17 protein-coding genes are annotated in these 22302 nt (G+C 50.0%); 1 reads left to right on the forward strand and 16 read right to left on the reverse strand.

The genetic code is table 11. From position 1 onward, the window contains the following. Positions 1-121: 121 nt before the first annotated feature. The 10 genes from I8J30_RS24385 to I8J30_RS24430 all read right to left on the reverse strand — a co-directional run bounded on the left by I8J30_RS24385 (position 122) and on the right by I8J30_RS24430 (position 14707). Positions 122-1576 carry a glycoside hydrolase family protein gene (locus I8J30_RS24385; protein ID WP_210662594.1) on the reverse strand — a complete coding sequence of 485 codons (1455 nt, stop codon included), beginning with the start codon at positions 1574-1576 and terminating at the stop codon, positions 122-124. A gap of 24 nt (positions 1577-1600) precedes the next feature. Next, the gene (locus I8J30_RS24390) at positions 1601-3538 is read right to left on the reverse strand and encodes a DUF8034 domain-containing protein (RefSeq protein ID WP_210662596.1); all 1938 of its coding nucleotides are present in this window, start codon (positions 3536-3538) and stop codon (positions 1601-1603) included. 14 nt (positions 3539-3552) lie between these two features. Further along, positions 3553-4662, reverse strand: a complete 1110-nt coding sequence (locus I8J30_RS24395; RefSeq protein ID WP_210662598.1) for a glycoside hydrolase family 88 protein — start codon at positions 4660-4662, stop codon at positions 3553-3555. A gap of 15 nt (positions 4663-4677) precedes the next feature. Continuing rightward, positions 4678-5583: an aldo/keto reductase gene (locus tag I8J30_RS24400; protein WP_210662600.1), complete on the reverse strand. Its 906-nt coding sequence runs from the start codon at positions 5581-5583 to the stop codon at positions 4678-4680. A gap of 21 nt (positions 5584-5604) precedes the next feature. Next, positions 5605-7461 carry a heparinase II/III family protein gene (locus I8J30_RS24405; RefSeq protein ID WP_210662602.1) on the reverse strand — a complete coding sequence of 619 codons (1857 nt, stop codon included), beginning with the start codon at positions 7459-7461 and terminating at the stop codon, positions 5605-5607. A gap of 114 nt (positions 7462-7575) precedes the next feature. Beyond that, complete coding sequence (locus tag I8J30_RS24410) at positions 7576-9147, reverse strand: ABC transporter substrate-binding protein (protein ID WP_210662604.1); 1572 nt, start codon at positions 9145-9147, stop codon at positions 7576-7578. A gap of 79 nt (positions 9148-9226) precedes the next feature. Next, positions 9227-10123 (reverse strand): carbohydrate ABC transporter permease, encoded by an 897-nt coding sequence (locus I8J30_RS24415; protein WP_210662605.1) that lies wholly within the window; start codon positions 10121-10123, stop codon positions 9227-9229. An 11-nt stretch (positions 10124-10134) separates the two neighbouring features. Continuing rightward, positions 10135-11106, reverse strand: coding sequence for an ABC transporter permease (locus tag I8J30_RS24420; protein ID WP_210662607.1), 972 nt, complete (start codon positions 11104-11106; stop codon positions 10135-10137). A 184-nt stretch (positions 11107-11290) separates the two neighbouring features. Then, positions 11291-13630, reverse strand: coding sequence for a helix-turn-helix domain-containing protein (locus I8J30_RS24425; RefSeq protein WP_210662609.1), 2340 nt, complete (start codon positions 13628-13630; stop codon positions 11291-11293). 243 nt (positions 13631-13873) lie between these two features. Further along, positions 13874-14707 (reverse strand): phytanoyl-CoA dioxygenase family protein, encoded by an 834-nt coding sequence (locus I8J30_RS24430; protein WP_210662611.1) that lies wholly within the window; start codon positions 14705-14707, stop codon positions 13874-13876. Between the two features lie 140 nt (positions 14708-14847). Here I8J30_RS24430 and I8J30_RS24435 point away from each other — a divergent pair, with 140 nt between their 5' ends. After that, positions 14848-15714 (forward strand): AraC family transcriptional regulator, encoded by an 867-nt coding sequence (locus I8J30_RS24435; RefSeq protein ID WP_210662623.1) that lies wholly within the window; start codon positions 14848-14850, stop codon positions 15712-15714. Between the two features lie 63 nt (positions 15715-15777). On the opposite strand, the gene I8J30_RS24440 is transcribed toward I8J30_RS24435, so the two are convergent. The 6 genes from I8J30_RS24440 to I8J30_RS24465 all read right to left on the reverse strand — a co-directional run bounded on the left by I8J30_RS24440 (position 15778) and on the right by I8J30_RS24465 (position 22044). Then, complete coding sequence (locus I8J30_RS24440) at positions 15778-16509, reverse strand: sugar isomerase domain-containing protein (protein ID WP_210662726.1); 732 nt, start codon at positions 16507-16509, stop codon at positions 15778-15780. Between the two features lies 1 nt (position 16510). Further along, positions 16511-17020, reverse strand: coding sequence for an ROK family protein (locus I8J30_RS24445; protein ID WP_210662624.1), 510 nt, complete (start codon positions 17018-17020; stop codon positions 16511-16513). 64 nt (positions 17021-17084) lie between these two features. Next, on the reverse strand, positions 17085-18371 hold the full coding sequence (locus I8J30_RS24450; protein ID WP_210662626.1) for a Gfo/Idh/MocA family protein: 1287 nt from the start codon (positions 18369-18371) through the stop codon (positions 17085-17087). A gap of 99 nt (positions 18372-18470) precedes the next feature. Further along, positions 18471-20111, reverse strand: coding sequence for an ABC transporter substrate-binding protein (locus tag I8J30_RS24455; RefSeq protein ID WP_210662628.1), 1641 nt, complete (start codon positions 20109-20111; stop codon positions 18471-18473). A 66-nt stretch (positions 20112-20177) separates the two neighbouring features. Further along, the gene (locus tag I8J30_RS24460) at positions 20178-21047 is read right to left on the reverse strand and encodes a carbohydrate ABC transporter permease (protein WP_210662630.1); all 870 of its coding nucleotides are present in this window, start codon (positions 21045-21047) and stop codon (positions 20178-20180) included. Between the two features lie 10 nt (positions 21048-21057). Then, positions 21058-22044 (reverse strand): ABC transporter permease, encoded by a 987-nt coding sequence (locus I8J30_RS24465; protein ID WP_210662632.1) that lies wholly within the window; start codon positions 22042-22044, stop codon positions 21058-21060. Between the last annotated feature and the right edge of the window lie 258 nt (positions 22045-22302).

The following is a 22302-nucleotide window of genomic DNA, read 5'->3' on the forward strand; positions in this document are numbered from 1 at the left end:
TATAGGGATGAAGAGAGATCTTGTATAATATATAAATCGTCATATGATATAGATTCGAAGCTATTAAAAATACCCCCGAATTGACGGGGGAATACCATTTATACGCCACCGCCAGTCATCGTTACTTCCATAACCCTAAATAGGGAATGTCCGCTGCGCTGGACAACTGCAGATTATCTTCCTCAAACCCGCCTGGCATCAAATATATGCCCTTATTTGTAATCATGAACGCGGGACGCGGACTAAATGCGAAATGCTCCCGCAGCGATCGTTCCCCGCCAACCCAGCTCATATCGCGTCCGAAACGAGCTTCATCCTTCCGCCCAAGAAGCTGATAGACATCCCGCCCAAAATAATCGGTAATGGTCCACTGCTGATCCCGCTCCATCCACATACAGCCATTACCGAGCAGCACGGATGTAAGGCTGCCTGCATCTTTATTGGAGAACTCGCTCCAGAATTGATCATCTGCTCCATTACGCGCTACAAGATATAACAGATCATGCGTATGCCAGGCCGTCGATGGCGCAACATCCGCTTCATTGTTCCACCCTGTGGCGGAAGCGAAGAAGCCTCTAGGATTCTGGTATGCGGCGTACGTACGGTCGCTTCCTGCCAAGTATTCACTAAGCTCGGGATCCGGCACATGGCGGATATATTGATCCACAGCATATAAGGTCATCCCCATTCCGGCAATCAGCATGGGCTCGTTCAGCTTCATCCACTGACTGCCGGAATGGTACCAGACCCGGTGCATCCTCAGTAGTCCCTTGTTGTCACACCAAACGCTTCTGGCAACATGGCGGCACAGATTACCTGCATGCGTTAAGTATCGCTCGTCCCCAAACAACTCGTATGCCAATACAAGCGGACCGATTAATAAACCGTAATATTCGCCGGGTTCCGTGCTGGTTTTGTCTTTATCATAACGGTAGGATGCCTCGCTTTCCATATCCGGCAATCCGCGGAAGTGAAACTGTCCAATCATGTAGTCCAGCTGCTTACGAAGGGCTTCACACCTATCTTCATCTCCGCCGAATGCTTGTAGATGCAGCAGCTTCCCCCAAATTCGAGCATATTCCTGATTACTGATAGCTCTACCCTGCTTATACATGATTCCGAATGGATAGATGCTGTCTATCGCTTCGAAATTGCGCTCCATGGCCGAGCGGATCTCAGCTACTATCACTTCGCTCAAATAGCTCTCCCCGTACTTCAGCGTAAGACCAAGTGAAACGTTCGTTATTCCGTTATGGATTAATCCAAATTTAGCGGTATCTCCAATTTGAAAGCCGATATGCGCATACTGCCCATCTTCCTGGAAGCTAGACGTCTGGAAGCGAATCATCTGAAACAGCTGATTTTCCAAGGCGCTGTCACGCTTCTCCTTGATCAGCATCGATAGAGCAGCCAACAGCGGACTGCTCCACGTACTGTGACCGCTTGTGAAATCTCCCCAACGATACGGATTAGAACCCCATACGGAATGATTATGAAAGCCATGTATCGCACCGCTGGGCTGAACCCATGACAGCAGCCAATTGGCCAGTTTTCCTGCTTGCGGACGTTGATTCATCGTCTGTTGATCCCTCCTTAACCTTTATTTGTCCTGGACTCGCCTACGAATCAAACCCGCAGAGAGAGATTCCCATTCATCGCTCCATGGTGTCTTGTAAGTTGGCTGATTAACGTATCTCTTCATGGACAGCCTCAGCTTGATTCCGGCACCCGGGGCCAAACGCACCGGCAGCCACTTCCCATCGAATGGCTGTTCGCCCAGCGTCTCGCCGCTTTGGCTATACCTTTCCGTATTCGTAAACTGATGCTCGCCGAAACTGCCTGCTTGAACAATCAGCTCACGCTCCTCGAACGCTGACAAATTAACAAGCGTCAGCGTTACAAAGTCATCACCCAGCGCTTCCACCAAGGCGCCGACATCTTCCGGAAGTCCGCAGCGCTGCCGCTGCGCGTCGTAATACCGTACTCTTGCATGCTGCAGCCCGCCATGGGAAATATGCATTGGTGCACCAAGCGTCATTTGGAGCAGGCCTTCAAAGTAAACCGGAGAAAACTCCTGCCACTCATGAATGCTGTATGGATGGTCCCAATCCCAACTCGTCGGATCGCCGCTCGGCGATCGAAGCTTCTTTAATTGAGTGTCGATTAGCTCCACATTCTGATCCAGGATGCGGTCTGGATAGTCCTCAAACTGCCCGCGCATATATAAATACCAAGGTACAGTATTGGCGATATAATGTTTGGTTTCTTTGCGGGTCACCGGATTTCGCCCGGATATCGTTGGCATATCGATGTTGCGGAAATAGTCCTCATAAGGAACCCGGTCGACGCGCGCAGCATCTTCCTCCGCCATGGAAATCGTCCACAAGTAGATCGGATAAGTCGGTACTTGAATCCGGTAATCCGTCCAACCTGCATCGAAATGCTTATGCGGCACAAGCCATTTGCCATTCTCTTCTTTACCGAGCTCCCAGTTCCGATCAAGCTGCGAACGAGCCAGGTCCAGCTTGCTCATGTCACCAGTTAGAAGTACGGCGTTCATTCCCGCATTCGTTAATGGTTCAATGATGGACATGAATCCGTGCGGCCATCTGTAGCCATAGTAGCCGCCCCACCATTTTCCATCGTTATATTCCCCGATGATGTCGCTCAGACCGACATTGTCGGGAATCAAACCACCATTGCGGCGTGCTCTCTCTTCCCAAGCCGCCAAGTAATCGAGCACCCATTCCCGATAATCCGAATCTCCTGTGTACATATAAGCATTCGTCATAAGACCGGTTGCATTCAAGTTGAGCGGAACGTCGCCCTTGGCTTTGCGCTCATTCATTCGTTTGATAATCTCGCGATATATCGCATCGTCCGACCAGCGGCACTTCCCGCTCGCGAAGTCGACGCCCGGAATGTCCTCGAATGGAGCCAAATAATCATCCAGTACGCCGCGATGCGTAACCCAGTCCTCTTCCGTCATTTCAAAGCGAGGCCCTTTGCTGCCGGTGATCGGCGAGCGCATCAACTTCCGCTCTGCATCGTAATTCGGCGTCCGCGAATTTCGGCCCATATAGAGCTCGGCGAACTTTACGGCACGCTGGCGATTCTTCAGCAGATGCGGGTCGGATAGCCCGAGGAAATAGAAATACAGATAGCCTTCTCCATGATGCATCCAATCATAGTACGCATCAAATTCGTCGTGAATCTGACCGTATTCCGTCCATTGCCATGTGATCGCATCGAATAATAGGCGGGACAAACGTAATATCTCTTCATTGCCGCCAAGCACATAAAGAAGAGATAAATTCATAAAGGCTTCGTACGGATCGTCGGAGCCGTCCATCCCGGGCCAATCACTGCGCCAAATCAAGGTTCCATCCTCTCTTGTATAACGCTTCACGTATTCCACTGCAGCCTCGTTCAAAGTACGGAACAATTGTTGTTCCTTCAATGCCCAACCAGGCACTGTCCATGCATCGCGAGCATAAATGCCGCATGTCATTGCTGTCGAATCCTTCATGACTGTCATCGTTCTCGCTCCTCTTACCAGAAGGTACCTTGTACGCCTCGCAGCTTGCAGACCGCTTCAGCGAAGAAATAGTCTCCATAAATCATCGGTACGTTCACATGCGTATTCTTCGGACGATTGGCCGTCCCCATCTTCAGAATCGCTTCTTCGTTCGGGTCGTTCCATGCCGTGTACCCGTCATTCAACTTGCGAATCAACCTTTCGGCAGCGCTCCGGTACAGTTTCGCCTCCGTCTCCGGCACAAGAAAGCTCAGCTCCAGCATACCGCTGGCCGCACACGCCGCAGCGCTGGAATCCATCGCCATGTCTGCTTCCCAAGGCGCCCGGAAATCCCATGGCGGCAACCCGTCTTCCGGCATATTCGCAAGAAAGAAATGCGCAGCGCGTTTGGCCGCGTCGATATAGCGTTCATCACCCGTATAACGAGCACTCAGCGCCATCCCATATAAGGACCAGGCTGTACCGCGCGACCATGCCGAATCCGGCGAATGACCTTGACCGCCCAACGCCTCAATCCGCTCTCCCGTCTCCTTATCGAAACACACGATATGATGCGTCGACCCGTCAGGACGAAGAAACTCGCGCAGTGTTGTATCCGCGTGTAGGGCGGCAGCATGCCGGAAACGCGGATCGTTCGACTCTTCGCTTGCCCAATACAGCAGCGGAAGGTTCATCATACAGTCGATAATCGCCCAGCCAACTCGCTCCGGTTGGTTCCATGCGCGGATAAACTGTCCTTTCGCGTTATACCGTCCAAGCAGGTGACTTGCGGCAGTCATGGCACGCCTCTTGGAAAGCTCGCTGCCAAGAAGCTTGAACTGTGCAACCGACGAGAGACTCCACATAAAGCCCACGTCATGATGCAGCGGGTAAAAGTCCAGCAGAACGGCATCCAATTTCGCTTCAATCTCGGTGGCGATGTCTTTCAATGACTCATCCTTCGTCTCGCGGTAAACCATCCACAGCAGGCCCGGCCAGAAGCCGTTCGTCCACCAGTCCGCTTCCTCGTGATTATACTTGCCGTTGTAGGAGATATATGGAAATCCGGCTCCGATCGACTTACTTGTACGGCTGACTTTGTCAACAATCTGATTCCATACATCATCTGCCCACTGATTTATCATTCTTGTTTGTCTCCTTTACCAAGCTAGTGGTTGACCCGGGAACAATCCCAGCAGCCGCTCCAAATCCCCCGGAGGCAGATTAACGCCATCGCAATACCCTGCATTAAGGGCAAGCGAGCGAAGCGAGGTGGTCCCAGTCAATGTTACCGCTATATCCGGACTCGCCAGGCTAAACCGCATGGCAGGCTCAATCAACCCTTTGTGCTCCGTCTTCCGAAGAAAAGCAATCTCCCTAATCCTGTGCTCAGCTGCTTCTAAGAGCTGCGCTCTGTGTAACATAAATGGAGCGGGAGCATCTGCAAGAAGCCCCATACCGAGTACGCTCCCGTTGATAACGGATACCCCGTGCTTGCGGGCAGCCGGCAGTAGCTCATCCATGGCCGTATAATCGATGAGCATGTAACGGGAAAATGTTTGGACGGAATCGATAGCACCCGACTGAATAAAAGGCAGCAGTAAGGAAGGATTATGAGCGTTGACGCCGATCGCACGAACCTTGCCTTGCTCTTTCAACTTGAGAAAAGCGGGAATCGTTTCGGTCATTCCGATTTCCATGTTCGAAGGATCGAGTTCATGCATCTGAATCAAATCGACGTAATCCGTTCCGATCCGTCTCAGACTGTCTTCAACCGATCGAATCACATTGTCGTACGAATACGGCACTCCGCGCGTGACGGCTTTCGTGGCGAGGACAACATTTTCCCTTCTCCCCTGCATCGCCTTGCCAATTCGCCGTTCACTCTCTCCCCTGCCATATAGCGGCGCAGTATCTATAAAGTTGATCCCGAGCTCCAGTGCCCGGTCGATCAGCTCGATCACCTGCTTATCTGTGACTGGACCAAAATCACCTCCAAGTGGAGCGCCTCCAAGACCGAGCTTTGAGACCCGAATGCTGCTTTTTCCAAATGTCGTATACTCCACAATCTTCACACTTCCTACTCATTAGGATTTGATCTCGAACCGGAAATTGCATTCGAAGCTTGCGCTTAATGTTCTCCGGTTCAGCAGCAACCGATAAAACCGCTTCACGTCTCCGTAATGCGAAACGGATAGTTGCTCCTCCACTTCCATATCCCAATCGTTCGGATCGTAAGCCAATTCCACCCTGCCGATTGTAATCCGGGATTCGGCCTGCTCCGGCTCCACGCCGCAGATGAATATCTCTTGATAGGACGCGGGCGTTTCATGGAACTCGGCTTTATCCGTAAGGATGAGCTGAGGGCTTTGATTCGCCGGGCGGCGCCACTCGAATTCGCGCGTTAGACGCTTCAAGGAAGGACATTCGTACGCTTCCGTAAGATCGAGCGCGAACAACACTTCGTCTTCCGTCGCCTCGCTATTCAGCAACTGCGCTTTGTATTTTCTGCCGAAGCTTTGCGTGCGACCATCGACGATTGGCACGGAATGTCCATGCGAGCCTGCTTGAACGGTTTGATAGCGAAGTTCGGGTTCAAAATACTGCCTCGTATATACACCGATCCCGATATCGGCCAGTACGGTCGTTCCATCGACATGAAGGATAAAGTGTCCCAGGTCGTTATGGTTGTGCGGTTCTTCGTTATAGCCGCCCTTCGCGGCGAACGCAGCAAAGTGCCCTTCCGGCTGCCGAACCTTCGAAATCACCCATTGGTTCCCGGTGAAAATACGCTCCTGAACCCGATCTTGAAGATCGGGTTCTATCCTGTCTTCCCCGTTGGTCTGATCCAAGGACCAAAGCATATGCCTCGCTGCACCGGTCCATAACGCCTGAATATCGCTCATCCGATATTGCTCAGGAGGCAGACTAAGGGATGGAAAATACCGCCGCAAGCGATGAATCAGTCCGGTATGGAAGCGAACGTCTTCGAAGGCATCGGAGAAATTCAGAACCTTGCCGTTCGAGAATAGGCAAAACTGCGGGAATTGTGAAACGCGCTCGATTTTCGGTTCATCCAGCAGTGTAATTCGTCCGGCGGTACGTTCTCTGAGCAGTTCAGCGAAATAGACAAGATGAGAGAAGCCGAACTGCCAATAAACCGGACCTTCCGGTGTCGCTCCCTGCTCATCGAATCCGGAGAGGTATTGGCGCAAAACGCCGATGACCCGCCACAGCATGCCGGCCAGTTTTTCGCTGTCCTCGATCATGTAAATCGCCGCGGCACCGATGCTGGAAGCGCAGACGGCTGGCCAATTATTCGTCTTCAGCTCCCAGTTTTGCGGAACCGGGTCATTGAAATAAACCTGAAAAATACGGCGCTCGATTTCCGCCTTCGCGCGGACGACGACCCAAGGATGCAAACGGTCGCCCAAACGGTGAATGACTTCTGCCAGTGCGAGCCCGGCCGTCGCCGAATCCAGATCGACGGTTTCGCGCGGAGGTGCCGGTTGATCCCAGATACCGTGCGGATATTCATTGACGTACAGCCCGACATGCGCCGGCAGCACCCACGTATATTCATTGCAGATGGACCATATCGCGTTCTCAAGCCCTTTGGTCCATTCCGGCCGATCATCCGTCATGGCAAGCAACCCGAATACATGAAGTCCCGCGAACACTCTGCTCCGCTGATCTTGATACTTGCTTCTGTCTCCGGTATCGCCGAATAAGATGAAATCGGAAAACGGGGGCGACGCAGCCGGGTTTTCCAACAGCTGTGCAGCCTGCTCCTCCAGCCCTTCCCAGAAGGTCGCGTAATGCTTGTCATCGCGAATTTGCAGCCAGCGATCAGGAGAAGCCGCTTCTTCGAACAGCGAGTTGTTCTCCTCCCTAGATTGCTCCAATGCAAGCTTCAATTGGCGAAACGTTAACGTGCTTAGCATAGACTCAGCTCCCTTGTTTGAATTGCCGTCGACCAAGACTTCGGCCTTTAGCCGTCATTTATGCAGAAGGACCGAGCAGTATGCCTGCTCGGACCCCGTTTTGCAAAGACCGTGTTATTTCGATGCTAACCAAGCATCGAGTTGTTTTTGAACTTCGGCAACGATTTTATCAGCGCCTGCTTCTTTCAGCTTGGCTTGGAATTCCGCCAATTTCGTGCTCGGATCAATCGTGCCCGTGTTCAGGCCGGGACCGTATTCTCCGACGACTGCAGTAACGGCTGCGGTTTCCGCAGAAACAGCTTGCGGATCGAAGTTAAAGCCCATTAGCGGCGACGGTGTTGCCGTTTCATTGTCTTTCTTAACTTGATCGAGAATTGCCGTCGTTTTACCCGGCGTCAGATAGGCGTTGAACGTGTTACCCAGCACCCAGCCAGGAGCACTGTAACCGGAATCTGCGATTGGCGTTGCGACATTGTCCGCGCCAAGTGTGTAGTTCTTGTCTTTAATGCCATTGACCAGAAGGTTGTAGAGATCTTTGTCCGTGTTAATCAGGTTGATGAACATCATGGCGCGTTCCGGATTTTTCGATGTCTTGCTGATCGCTTGCATCGTCGTAATGATTGTTCCCGTCGATGCGTAGGTATTCGACGTATAAGCCAAGACGACATCGCCCAGTCTTCCCGGTGCTTTCTCGGCAGCATATACATCCGCGCTCAGTACGTTGTGAAATTGCGATACGGCATTGCCGGTTTTGACTACGTCGGCCGAGTTCTTAACCGTAGCCGCGTCTTCACTGATGATGCCTTTCGTATACCATCTGTGTGCGAGGTCCAGATAGGCTTTATATTCCGGCGTATCATATAAATTGACGACTTTGTTCGTGCCATCCAGCTTGATCGCGCCGAGTGCACCCCAGAATTCATAATTACCGGCGTTATGCAGGTAGCCGGATGCAAAACCGCGCAGATCGATGGCAAACGGTATTTTACCAGGCTCGCCTTTCTTAACGGTTTCCAGGAACGGTTCCATATCTTCAAAATTCTTGATCGTGTTTGGATCGAACTTATATTTATCGGCAATGGACTTCACGACCTTGAAGCCGTCGCGGTTCGTGACCGTCTGGTAGTTCGGAACACCATAGACTTTACCTCCAACTTTCGTTGCGTCCCATACGAATCCAGGCATGCTCTGTTGAAGGTCGGGATATTTAGCAATCAGATCATCAAGCGGAATGAATGCGCCTTTCGCTACGTTGTCCCCGTAAGGGAAGAGCCAGTTGGATGTCCAGATAATATCGGACTCTTCTCCGGACGATACGACGACGTTCATTTTGGCGGCGTAGTCGCCGAACGCTTGAGGCTTCATATGAATCGTTGCGTTGATCTTCTCTTGTGTGATTTTGTTAACGGCTTCTTCAATCGTCTTCAGGTCTGCAGGAATAGCCGGAAGCGGATAATACCAAGTCAAATCTACCGGCTTCAGCTCATCTTGAGCCGGATCGGCTGCTGTTGTGTTCGCGTTCGTGCTTGCATCTGCGTTCGTGTCTGTGGTTGAGGTTGACGAGTTCGCCGCAGCGTTAGTGGTTCCCGAGTTGGCGTTCTCGTTGCCGTTGTTACTTCCACATGCTGCCAAGAAGATAGCCGATGTCATTAGTACCACACTAAGCTTTGCAACTTGCTTTTTCATCTGTACATGACCTCCCAATATTTGTAGGTAATGCTTATGATAATCGAACCGCGGAGCTGCCACCGGTTCGGTCTATCCGTTACCCTTTCACAGAGCCAATCGTGAGCCCTTTAACGAAATATTTCTGGAAGAAGGGGAAGACGATCAACATTGGTCCTGCGACTAGAATCGTCAGCGCCATCCTTGTTGAAAGACTCGGGAATTCCGTCAAGTCGATATTGACGCTCGATTGCATCATGCCATTGGTAAGAAACTCGATTGTATTTAGAACCCGATACAGCAGAAGCTGCAGCGGCACTAAATTGGGATTATCGATGAACAAGAGACCCAGCCACCAGTCATTCCAGTACACGAAACAGATAAACAAACCTACCGTAGCCAGTGCGGGTTTCGCCAAAGGCAATACGATTCCGAAGAAGGTTCGCCATTCGCCGGAACCGTCGATTTTGGCGGATTCGATAATTTCCATTGGAATCTGATCCAGAAATCCTTTCATGACGAGCGTGTAGAACGGGCTGACTAAATAAGGAACAATGAGCGCCCAAATCATATCCTTCAGATGCAGATATTGCGTCATCAGAATATAGAAGGGGACGAGTCCACCGCTGAACAACATGGTGACTACGACGTATCTCGTGGTGAAGCCACGATAGGCATAATCTCGTCGGGACATCGTATAGGCAAGCAGGCTCGTCATCAGTAACGCGATTACCGCCCCGACAACCGTGACGGTAATCGTTACCCCGTAAGCGTTAACTAGCTGCTTCGGAGCGTGAAAGATGAGTTTGTACGCCTGGAAGCTGAATTGTTTGGGAATAAATCGATATCCATCCGTAAGCAGCGACTTCTCGTTGCTGATCGATATGGATACTAAAAGTAACAATGGGATCACAATACTTAATGAAATGAGGATAAATGCTCCGTGAACGATGGTATCGAATAGTCCGATTTTCTTGCGGGAATTTTGCTGCTTCATCCCACTTCCTCCTACCAAAGCGAATTGTCGCGATTAATTTTGCGTATGATGGAGTTGGCTGTAATAACGAGGACAAATCCAACCACCGATTGATACAAGCCGATTGCGGTCGATGTACCGATATCTCCCATAACTCTTAAAGACTTATACACGTAAGTGTCGATAACGTCCGTAACCGGATAGAGAAAGCTGGAGTCATTCGGCACGAAATAGAACAATCCGAAATCCGCCCTGAAAATATTCCCGATACCGACAATGACCAAAATCACAATAAGCGGAGTAAGCAAGGGCAGCGTAATGCGAGTCAGCATCTGTCGGCGGGAAGCACCGTCGATCCTGGCGGCTTCGTAATAGGAAGGATCGATTCCGATAATCCCTGCGTAATACACCAAGGTAGAGAACCCGACCGTTTTCCATAATTGCGCGGCGATCAAGATGAAAGGCCAATATTGGGCTTCCATATACCACTTGATCGGCTCTTTACCTATGGAGATAAGCGCGTGATTCACAAATCCGTTCTTATGGTCGAGTAACCCTAGGACAATATAGCCGATGACGACCCAGGATATAAAATAAGGAAGAAAGAGAATCGTTTGATGCACCTTCACCCAGCGGCCCGTCAGCTCGTTCAATAGAACGGCGAGAAGAATGGCAATGACCATCGTCAGAATAATGAAGGCTCCGTTATACAGGATGGTATTGCGAGTAATTCTCCAAGCATTATCTGAACGGAAGAAAAACTCAAAGTTTTTGAAGCCTGACCAATCGCTGCCCCATATCCCTTTGTCAATTCGAAATTGTTTAAAGGCGACAATTAGACCGAGCAGAGGTAAATAAGAAAAGATGAGTTTAAACAAAACGCCGGGCAGCGACATGCTCAGCAAAGGCAAATTTTTCTTGAAGGTCTTCCATTTTCGCTGATCTTTTTTAGTTTGATCCGTGCTTGCGTATGTTTTTTCTTCTGTTGTAACCGTTGCATCCATGTGTTCACCTTCCGTCCTAAGCTTTGTTCCCTTCGTGAATTCAACTTACCATCGCCTCTGGTTTTTGACGATTGTACGATCTGCAAAGTACTGTAATCGGGTACTGTACAATATCGAAAACACTGTAATCTCTCCAATTTCAGCTCGTTTCTCGCGATTTTACCCCAAAAAAGAAGACCCCTCATCATCTCGAGGAGTCCTGATCTTGATTTGGTCTGTCTCCGAGCAACGTCTTTATGCGGTATTCCCTTGGCGTTACCCCATATTTCCTCTTAAATAACCGGAAGAAGTAGCTTTGATTCCCGAAGCCGACTGTCAGCATGATTTCGTTAACGGAACGGTCGTCGATTTCAAGGAGCTTTTTAGCTTTCTCCAATCTCATTTCGTGTACGTATTCATGGAAGGCTAGTCCGGTTTTCTCCTTAAATATCTTGTTTGTCTGTGCGACCGAGAGGCGAAGGATATCCGCGACGTAAGTGATGCTCAGGTTCTGGTCTGCGAGCTGGTTGAAGACGATTTCGATGATCGTATCCGCCAAGAGGGCATTCGTCTGGGACTGCTTGTCCTGCTGCCGCATTGCGCTCGTCTCATTCAATAGGCTGCTGAGCACGCGAATCGTTTCCATAAGCGTTTCTTGCTCAAGCACAACGTCATAGAACCGTTTCGCATCAAGTGAGATTTGCGTGACGCTGTTTGTGTTGATCTCATGGATCGTGTTCACGACGACGGATACGACATGGAGGATGGCATGGACGATATGATGGTAAGGCATTCTCAAAATTTCGCATTCGATTTCCGTCAAATAGTGTTCAATACCATTCGTGTCATTCACTTTCAGGCTGTCCGCCAGCTTCTTCTCCAGTTCGGTCAAAGGCTCGAGGTGCACAGTTTCCAGGCGGTCGGCAATCATCCCGTGCGTAATCAATGTACCTTTGCCGTATACGAAGCGATAATTCGCATAATCCTGCGCCAACGTATAGGAAGCCGTCACTTTGTCCGGCATGACGGCTTCTCGATCTAAACCAGCCGTCAAGGAGAGACGATAATACCGCATCATCACGCCTTGTATTTCGCGCAACCTTTGCTGCAGGTTCTCGTACCAATCGTCCCCGTTCACGCGGACGACAATGACGATCTGTTCGCCGCGCATCTCGGCAACGGCGGTCGCGAAAAAGTCTCCCGCGATTTCTTGGGCAATATTGCAGGCGGCGAACAGCAGCAGGCTTTGCTCCGCGTTCGACTTAAATATTCGGAGATCGTCAATTTTGAGCACGGCAACTGCATAACGTTCATCCGATTCAAGAGAGGAAGACTTGAACAGGCAGGCTAGCTCCTCGTGCTTCATGCCGACACTGTCCAAAAGCCATTTACGCAGATAGAAGGCTTTCATGTTGTGTTCCTGGCTTTCCTGTGCGCTGCGCAGCTGCTTCAAACTATGCAAAGTCGCCGAATAACGGTGACGAATGATTGCGAATTCGTCTTTGGATTGGATCTGCGCCGGATCATTGCCGGACAAGTCCTTCAGCATGGATTCGACGGGCTTGTACAATCGGCGTGCAACCCAGACGGACACGAAGATCGACAAACCTATAAAAAACAGCAAAAAAGCGAAAAATATAAATTTCAGCTTCGTTGTGCCTCGGTAAACTGTATCGTAGTCCTGTACGCTAGCAATATACCAATCGTTGGATTGGGAATTGACGAAGGTGACGATCGACTTCTTATCTCCGATGTTCTCAATAAAATAGTCGTTTTTAAGCTCCTTATCCTTGCCGAATCGTTCAATATTTTTCAACAGCTTGGAGCTGTCCGCCGATAGTCTTTTAGAGCTCTGTTCGATAATCCCCTTTTCATCGAAAACGATCAAATTGCTCGTGTAATTCGAATCGACCTGGTGTATATTGTTCAAGTTATCCGTCAGCCATTCCGGCTTGATGCTCAGGATTAGAATGCTCGGCTTATTGTGACCGGGCAGCGTCTCATACAAGAAATACAAGAAGCGTTCAATTCTGCCGTTCGATTCATCTCCGGACTTTATCGGGATCATCTTCGATTTCGGAGGTAGGAAAGCATGCCCCGCCAAATAAGCGGAGATAACTCCCCCCGATCCGTCGTTTTTACAGTTGTTCGTATAGTTCGTGGAAAAATAACAGTCAAGGTTCGGATTGTAGACGGTCAGCGACTCCAAGACCGGAGATGAAGTCAAGATTTGATTTAGTTTCCTCAACTTCTCGGACAGTTCGAGCCAATTGATGCTGTTCGTATTGGCCAAATAGACGGTCTCGGAATCGAAAAAAGCGTTACTGGCGATTTGCTTCATAACCAGCTTCATATAGTCGACGTTATATTGGATTTGATTCAAAACCTTTAAATTCGCTTCATTTTGAACGGACAGCATCGTCTTCTGGGAGTTATAATAAACGGCACCGGAGGATACTACGACGAAAAGGACCGATAGCAGCGTAACGCTAAGCAAGATACGCCTGAGATAGATTCGCTCGGAAAATAATGAGAACGTTTTCAATTTTGCTTACTCCTCCACCTGGTTATCGTGAGCACTCTCACAAATACAAACTCCAACAGTAAATTACAGTCTCAGATTTAAATTATTATAGTAATTAAGAGCATTAATGTATAATACATAAACCGTCATGTGATATAGATTCAAAGCTATCAGCGTATTATTTCAAGGCTATAGGATATAGAATTATCGATCCAATTCAAAAAGAGGAGAATTTTTTCTCCCCTACGACCTTTTTTCCGCTTCCTATTTCCTATATACGACCGGGAACATCTCCCCTTGCACGATGTCTCCGTCTACTCCGCCGGCAGCGATGAATTTCTTGATTTCCGAGTATTCATCGGCAAATCCCGCCCGATAGCGCGTCTCTGCCGTAAGATAATGAAGTGCCGACGAACGGCGTACTCGGTCGGATACATTAGGCCCGCTTCCATGAATCGTTAAACTATGATGGAAGCTTATTTGACCTGCTTTCATGATAATAGGTACGGTTCGAGCGATTTGCCCTTCCGGTGCCATATCCTGCAGCTGCTTTTGCATGTTTTGCTCGTAAAAATCGTTTCCGTTCAAAATCCCCCAATAGTGGCTGCCCGGCACCATTTGCATGCAGCCGTTCTCCTCGTCAACATCATCGTAAGCTACCCATGCGGTGATCATCGTTTCCGGGTTTTGAAAACAGCCCCAATAATGATAATCCTGATGCCAGCCGACATTCGCCGCATTTCCGCTGGATTGCGCCGGTTTAAGCAGCAACTGATCCTCCCAGAAACGAATCGTATTCGTTTCTTTCAGAGCTGCGGCAATCTGTCCGATTTGCGAGTCATGGGCCAGCGCGCGGATCGTCAAGTCGGCCAAGTTTGCATTGTCGGTCTTGCGAAGGGAGTTGGGACGACTTGTCTCGCGGCGCCAGACGGCATCCGGCGCAGTTCCGGTTTCGAATTCCCCTTGATACACCCGCTCCATTCTGTCGCGCAGCCTCTCCAATCGCTCATCATCGATGATCTTCGGCGAGATCCAATATCCATTTGTCTTGAAGAAATCTACATCTTTCTGCGATGGGATGAAATTCGTATCCGGCATTCTTATTTGCCCTCCTAGAATTGAAATCGCTTCCTTGGATTCATTATGTCTGAAAGAGGACTTTCCGTCTTTAGCTAGAAGTATGATATTGATCCGTTTGTACGATTTATAACAAATAAAAGTTGAACAGGATGAATGAAATGGCATCTATTTATCCTTTTGTACGATTCTCCATTCGGGTACCGATACGGCCGGAAACTAGGTTTGCTTACCGGATCTGTTACGTCCCTTCTCTTTATTTTATCGAATCCGGCAGTGCCCGCGTGCTGTACGAGGATGGCGCATTTATCCGGCTGCCGGCCGGCACGCTGTTCTCATTAAAGCCGGGTATTTCGCATACGTGGGAAGTCGATCCGGACAGCCCTCCTTTTGCGTTCCTGTGCGTGTTCTTCGAATGGTCGTATCGGCCAAAGCCGATGGCGAAGGTTACCGGAGACCTTCTGTGCCTGAGTGCTGAGAAACACGATCCCGAGATGCTTGATGAGCCGTTGGACACGGGCATTCCCGAATGTCTCACAGTGGACGCGCACGGCTACTGGAAAGGACTGTTTGAAGCCGTATCCACCGATTACAACGTACTCCATCACGAGAATTACCCGGAGAGTCTCGCCATTAACGGCCATTTTCAATTGCTGCTTCATCAGCTCTATCAGCTCGCACGGCGCAAGAACGATGCAACCGATCCGCGTATCGCAAAGATTAAGGCATACATGGACATGAATGCCGGGGGAGAATACGGCGATATCGACCTGTGGGCAGAGACGCTCGGTCTGAGCCGCGGCCACTTCCATGCGTTATTCAGCACCCATACCGGCTTTACGCCGAAGCGGTATTGGAACCGGCGGCGCATCGATAAAGCCCGGAACGATCTTAGCGGTACGAACGATTCCGTCACTGTGATCGCCGAACGATACGGTTTTTCTTCCGTTCACGCCTTCACCAAGCTGTTCCGCCAAACTGTCGGCATTTCTCCAACTGATTATCGGAAGCAAAGTCGATTGATTTAAAAGCAAGGAGCCCTCAAAATGTGGCTCCCGAAAAGGCTTGTAATTTCCAATAAGCACGGCACATTAAAGATAACGTATCCGACTCCGATAGCGATCAATGAGCTTCTGGTTGTGCCCATCTCCCCCATCCCGGTTGGCACTTATTAATACCGGCGGCTTATATCCGCTCGTTTGCAGCACCTCAACAATGGCCACGGTAAGCGCTTGGATGAGCGCTATGCCGCCGATCGTCGATGTCGCTCCCATCTTTTGCCCGCCGTCATCGTATGACAATACGGCATCCCCGTATACGCCGCAATTGTCAAGCACGATGTCGGCGACTTCATGTAGTTTCATGCCGCTCTCATGGCGTGATGTCGTCTTCATCGAATGGTCCATGTTGGTCAACGCGACGACGTACAGGCCTCGCTGCTTGCAAGCAAGAGCCACTTCAATCGGAACAGCGTTTATGCCGGAATTGGATACGACGACGATGACTTCACCAGGGCGTAGATCATAACCGGTCAGCAGCACCTCGGCGTAGCCCGGCAGCCTTTCCAATAAAGTAGCTCTTCCGATATTCAGCTCCATTAGGGATGGCTCCAGCATCGCATTCACACAGGCGAGACCCCCGGCACGATGAAAGACATCCTCCGCGATCATATGGGAGTGTCCGCTCCCAAACACGTGCATGATTCCGCCCGCTGCGATCGATTCCGCGATTTTACCTGCGATTTCCGTTATCTTCCCTCGTTGCGTTTCGAGAATGTAATCGAGTTGTTCTTGTACGACTCGGATATATTGATCCAGTAATATCTCAGTTCACCTCGTTTTCAAAACTCAGCAGCAGCGCAGCAGCGCCTATAATACCGGCAGTTGTAGGAAACGCAGCTTGCGCGATATGAACATTCAGCATATTCGAGGACGGTATTCGTTCCATGACTGTCTTTCGCACCGGATCGAGCAGTATCCGGTCCGCTTGGCTGAAACCTCCACCGATGATGACGTTTCCTACACCGAAAAGCTGCATAATTGCCGCGAGCGGAACCTGATGCCAGCCCAGATTCACGGCATCATTCACGATGCCTCGGCCCGAATCCACGATTCCTGGAGAAGCGATTCCCACACCTGCCAATCGATCCTTTTCCGTCCCCAGCGTCAAGATAAAATTAGCGACCTGTTGGCTAATGAAAGCAAGATCTGCCTTATTATCCTCTCCTAGAGGCAAGGGAATCGAATAATCGGCAATGATTTGTCCTCGGCTGCTTACAAGCCCCATCTTCAAATTGGTTCCGCCGATATCGACACCGATGGCCATTCTTTCCATTGGCTGCCCCCTCTTGTTCCCCTTGGACGCAATAGCAGTTCCGAAGGCATATCCACGGCACGCGTCATGCTTTTGTTAATGCCAACGTTCTCAACTCCGCGATATAATCGCGCATCGATATCGTACGGCCTTCCACCCTCGATTTCTCCGCGGCGAAGGCGATCAGATGGCTTTGCACGGATTCCTTCGCACCTGTTCGCCCTTTCTCCTTGCCATCGCTTTGAACGAGTCGGACGAAATCGCGCATAATATTCGTGTCTCCCCCGCCATGCCCCGTGATTTCGGTGTCGAGGTGAACGGTTTCCGTCTCCCGGGTTACAAAGCTCGTCACCTCGATGACGTTCTTCTCCATGTCCGCCCGAATTTGGCCGTGCGTCCCCATCAACTTCACTGAACGGCCTCCTTCGAACGTGAACGCGCTCATGGTAAATGCAACGGTTACGCCGCCGGCAAACTCCAGATTTACGACTTGATGGTCGACCACATTATTATCGCAATGGAAGACGCAGCGGCCGTAAGGACCATCCTTTAAAGCTTCTAGTACGCCTTCGTCACTCGTATCGTTGCTGACGATAGATCGCAGAATTGCGGCGGCCCAGTCATCCCTTTCAATGTACATTTTAGGTGCGTAATAGGGGCAGGAATCTTGTACGGGGCAACCGTCCAAGCAGCGCAGCGGCGCGCCTTCAGGCGCATTCTCTTCGCGGAAATAGGTTAACGAGCCGAAGGAAGACACTTTGGCGCATTCCTCGTCGACCAACCATTGCAGGATGTCCATATCGTGGCAGCTTTTCGCGAGAATCATCGGGCTGGATTCTTCGGCGTTTCTCCAATTACCTCTAACGAAGCTGTGCGCTTGGTGCCGGTGCTCGACGTTTTCGGTATGCTGAATCGAGACGAGCTTGCCAATCCGGCCATCTGAAATGAGCTTCTTGATCTCTGCGAAAAAGTCCGTATACCGGAGCACATGGCAGATCGAAAGCACCCGGTTAAACCGCTCGGCATATTCGCCCATGATGAAGCACTCCAGCGGGTCCGGCGACATCGGCTTTTCCAGCAGGACGTGGTATCCCTTCTCAAGAGCCTGAAGCGTAGGCTCGAAGTGCATTTTGTCTTGCGTGCAAATCAGAATGGCGTCCGCGAGTCGAGGTCCCGCGAGCAGCTCTTCCCAGCTCGAATAACAGCTTTGTTCCGGAAGGTTATGCTCCTGCCGGAAACGCTCCCGGCGTCCGGAATCCGCGTCCGCGACGGCAACGAAATTAATTTCCTCTGAATGGCTCAGTGCGTAGGGAGCGTATGCTCCCGCTCCTCTTTGTCCGGCTCCGATCAAGGCCGCTGTAATTGGTTTCATTAAAAAGTTCTCTCCTCCATGCTGACATTGCCATCATCGTTTTCGTAGTAAAAAAGGGAACCTCCCGAGCAGAAGTTCCCTTTCTCCGTCTTATTTCACTTACTTATTAGCCGCTTTCCATTCATCCAACTGTTTCTGCTTCTCGGCAATGATTTTATCCGCCCCGGCGCCTTTAAGCTTGTCGATGAATTTAGGCAAATATTTGTCCGGATCGACGGAGCCCGAAGACAAGGCTTTGTACATTTCTTCGATGACCGCGTCGACGTTCGCTTTCTCAGACTTGACCGGGGTAAAGTCGAACACGAAGCCCAAAGCATTGGAAGGAGTCGCGTTTTTATTCAGATTAATCCATAATTGATTGCCTTTGTCGTCTTTAACGGCTTCAGGCTTATCGGTCGACAGGTAATAGGCGTTGCCCATATAACCGAACTCCCAACCGGCCCACAGGAGGTAGCCGCTGTCTTTGGCCAATTCAATTTGGTTGTCGCCGATTTTCGTGTAGTGCTTGCCTTCGACGCCCCAGTCCATGACGTTATAGATTTCTTTGTCGGTGTTCAGAAGATTGATGAACATCATCGCTCTTTCTTTGTTTTTGGACGTCACGGAAATGGCCGTATTGGTTGCAGCTGCTTTATCCGTCGTAAGCAACGGTTGCACGAATTTGAAATCGTAAGATTCGGCTGCCGGATTCTGTATAGACATCCTTCCCGCAGGCATGGATCCGTAAGCGTCTTGGAAATCGATTGAATCCAGATCGATCTGACCGATCTGCAAGGCGACTTTGCCGGCCTTAAGGTCCGCGTTCGCGTCCCTTGTCGCCGCGTCTTTCATGATATAGCCCTTCTTAAACCAATCGCGCATCAACGTGACGTACGCTTTGAACTCCGGCGTATCGTACTGGTTGACAACCTTCATGCTGCCATCGTTCAAATAAATGTAACCTGGCGTTTTCGCATCGCCGAGCGCTTCCATCCCGAAGATCGGCGGTCCCATCAAGAAGGCGTCTTGCCAGCTCCACGGAATTTGATCGGGTTCGTTTTTCTTGATGGTGTCTAGAAACGGAGTCAGATCAGATAAGCTCTTAACGGACTTCCAATCGAGGTTATACTTGTCCGCAAGCGATTTTTTAATTTGGTAACCGTATCCGGCGGTTGCTTGTTGGAAGTTCGGCACAGCGTACACTTCGCCTTTGACGGTGACCGCTTTCCAGAAAATATCCGGGACGATCGTTCTAAGATCAGGCGCATATTGATCGATGAGATCGTTCATCGGAACGAACGCGTTTTTGGCGACGTTCTGGAAGTAATTGTTGCTCCATGTGGCGGTAAAGGCAAGGTCGTACGGTTCGCCGGAAGCCATCATGACGTTCATTTTCTCGTCGTACGCCGCCCAATCGATAAGTTTAAGACGGATCGTTGCGTTAATCTTTGGCTTAACGAGGCGATTCAGTTCATCTTCTACCAATTGGATATCCTTCTGAGGTGTATTAGGGAAATAATAAGTCAGCTCAACAGGCTCCAGCTCTTTCGCCGGTTCCGTCGTTGTGTTCTCGGAAGTCGTTGTGTTCTCGGAAGTCGACGCGGAATCCGAAGCTGCCGGCGCCGCAGCATTTTCGCTTGTGTTCGTGCTAGCGCCTTGGTTCGTCGAATTGCCGCCGTTGCTGCCGCATCCGGTAAGTACAATAGCGAGTGATAGAAGCGATGTTAGAACTGTTCCTGCCACTTTCTTCTTAATCGTCATTGCTGATCTGACCTCCATTTTTTTATGTGTATGCTAAACGGGCGCATTGCCCGGCATAGCCATGCTTTAGGCTTTAACGGCGCCCAGCGTCAACCCTTTGACGAAATATCTCTGCAATAAGGGGTATGCCACCACGATAGGTCCTACTGCCATGATGCAGGTGGCCATTCTGGCCGTCTCGCTCGGTATCGTGACTGCCATTTTCTCTCCGAACGCGGTTCCTTGCAAATAAGCGATATTATTCATGATGGACTGAAGGAGGTACTGGAGCGAATACAGCCTGCCATCCTCAATGAAGAGGGCGCTCGTAAACCAATCATTCCAGAAAAACACCGCAGTCATTAGCCCAATCGTAGCGAATACAGGCGTCGATAGGGGAACAACCATCTTGATAAACGTGTTAAACTCGCCCGACCCGTCAATCCTAGCTGACTCTATGATGGAATCCGGAATACCGATGAAGAAATTTCGCATGATGAGCACGTTTATCGAAGAGACGAGATACGGGACGAATAGCACGAACAACGTGTTTTTCAGATGAAGGTATTTCGTGATTAGGATGTACCAGGGCACAAGTCCGCCGCTAAACAGCATGCAGAACACCACAAGAAAAGCGACGATATGCCGATACTTGACTTCTTTTCTCGAGAGTCCGTAAGCAAGCATGGACGAGAGGATCAGATGCAGAATCGTTCCCGCCAAAGTGGCGATCGTCGTGACCCCATACGCCTGCAAGATGGGCGACGATCCGAATAGGATATATTCATAAGCTTGGAAGCTGAAATCCACCGGAAGAATGTGATAGCCGGTCCTAAAGATGGACTCTTCATCAGACAACGAGATGGAAAGAACGACAAGCAGCGGAATGACGCACAAGGCGGAGTAGATCAGAAAAATCGCGTTCACGGATAATTTAAATAGAATGGGCTGTTTCATCTTTAGCCTCCTAGAACAAAGCGCTGTCGCGGTCGTATTTTCGAATGATCCAGTTCGACACGATAATGAGCACGAATCCGACGCAATTCTGATAGAATCCGATCGCGGAGGACATGCCGAAGTCGTTCATCCCTCGCAAAGCACGATAGACGTAAGTGTCGATGACATTGGTCGCGCTGAACAAGATCCCCTGGTCCTTCGGAAGGGTATAAAACATTCCCCAATCCCCAAAAGCCGCATAGAAGATTTTTCCCGCCTGCAGGAGCACCAAAATAATCGTTATCGGAGTCAGCATCGGTACCGTAATCTTAAGGGCTTGCTGAAATCTGCTCGCGCCATCGATCTTCGCGGCCTCATAATACTCCGGCGAGATCGTCGTAATGCCGGCTGCGAAGAAAACCGCGAAATACCCCACGTTTTTCCAAATATAAGCGGCCGGCAAGATAAACCTCCAATATGACGGTTCAAAGTACCAATCGATCGGTTCCCCATGAAAGTAAACGATCATTTTATTAAGGATTCCGTTATCCGTGCTCAGAAACGCATACAGTAAATAGCTGCCGACTACCCAGGATAAGAAGAAGGGCAGCAAGATCGCGCTTTTGTACGCGCCGGCAAAATGCCGATTGCCGATTTCGTTAAGCAGAATCGCGGCCACCAACCCGAGGCCGATCCCCGTTACGAGGAATATTCCATTATAGAAGAGCGTGTTAAACGTTACTTGAAAGAACGCCTCCGATTGAAAGAAGAACTTGAAATTGCTTAGCCCGACCCACTTGCTGCCCCATATTCCTTTGATCGGATCGAATTCTTTAAACGCGATCACGGCTCCGAACATCGGGAGGTAGAAGAATAGAAGGATAAACAGTAACCCCGGAAGCATCATGGCGTAAATCGTTTTGTTTTTGACGAGTTCACCAATGACCGGCCATCGATTCAGACTTATTCTATTGGTTTTTGTTTTTGGCGGCTGCAGGGCCTTCACCACTCTTTCCATCGCCATTTCTCCTCCGTTTCCATTTCGTAACCCGATCATAATTCTCGTGGCCGCTATTGAAAACAATGAATAATGATCAAATCAACGATTTTTCGATATGAGCCGCACAGAAAAAAGGGGCGGTCAACGAAAACCGCTTCGTCCACCCCGTCAAATGCCGACCGTCCGAACTACGAAAAATGGGTTTTTCTCTAAATAAACAAGAAACGGAGGGAAATCCAAGCGTAAACCTGTTTCGGCCAATCCGATTTTGATACA

It is taken from the genome of Paenibacillus lignilyticus, assembly GCF_017942085.1.
Taxonomy (GTDB): Bacteria; Bacillota; Bacilli; order Paenibacillales; family Paenibacillaceae; genus Paenibacillus_Z; species Paenibacillus_Z lignilyticus.

Excerpts from the sequence above, each read along its gene's own strand:
- I8J30_RS24450 (WP_210662626.1), bottom strand. The coding sequence starts at position 18,371 with ATGAAACCAATTACAGCGGCCTTGATCGGAGCCGGACAAAGAGGAGCG.
- I8J30_RS24460 (WP_210662630.1), bottom strand. The coding sequence starts at position 21,047 with ATGAAACAGCCCATTCTATTTAAATTATCCGTGAACGCGATTTTTCTG.
- I8J30_RS24420 (WP_210662607.1), bottom strand. The coding sequence starts at position 11,106 with ATGGATGCAACGGTTACAACAGAAGAAAAAACATACGCAAGCACGGAT.
- I8J30_RS24455 (WP_210662628.1), bottom strand. The coding sequence starts at position 20,111 with ATGACGATTAAGAAGAAAGTGGCAGGAACAGTTCTAACATCGCTTCTA.
- I8J30_RS24395 (WP_210662598.1), bottom strand. The coding sequence starts at position 4,662 with ATGATAAATCAGTGGGCAGATGATGTATGGAATCAGATTGTTGACAAA.
- I8J30_RS24435 (WP_210662623.1), top strand. The coding sequence starts at position 14,848 with ATGGCATCTATTTATCCTTTTGTACGATTCTCCATTCGGGTACCGATA.
- I8J30_RS24390 (WP_210662596.1), bottom strand. The coding sequence starts at position 3,538 with ATGACAGTCATGAAGGATTCGACAGCAATGACATGCGGCATTTATGCT.
- I8J30_RS24415 (WP_210662605.1), bottom strand. The coding sequence starts at position 10,123 with ATGAAGCAGCAAAATTCCCGCAAGAAAATCGGACTATTCGATACCATC.
- I8J30_RS24405 (WP_210662602.1), bottom strand. The coding sequence starts at position 7,461 with ATGCTAAGCACGTTAACGTTTCGCCAATTGAAGCTTGCATTGGAGCAA.
- I8J30_RS24410 (WP_210662604.1), bottom strand. The coding sequence starts at position 9,147 with ATGAAAAAGCAAGTTGCAAAGCTTAGTGTGGTACTAATGACATCGGCT.
- I8J30_RS24445 (WP_210662624.1), bottom strand. The coding sequence starts at position 17,020 with ATGGAAAGAATGGCCATCGGTGTCGATATCGGCGGAACCAATTTGAAG.
- I8J30_RS24465 (WP_210662632.1), bottom strand. The coding sequence starts at position 22,044 with ATGGAAAGAGTGGTGAAGGCCCTGCAGCCGCCAAAAACAAAAACCAAT.
- I8J30_RS24430 (WP_210662611.1), bottom strand. The coding sequence starts at position 14,707 with ATGCCGGATACGAATTTCATCCCATCGCAGAAAGATGTAGATTTCTTC.
- I8J30_RS24385 (WP_210662594.1), bottom strand. The coding sequence starts at position 1,576 with ATGAATCAACGTCCGCAAGCAGGAAAACTGGCCAATTGGCTGCTGTCA.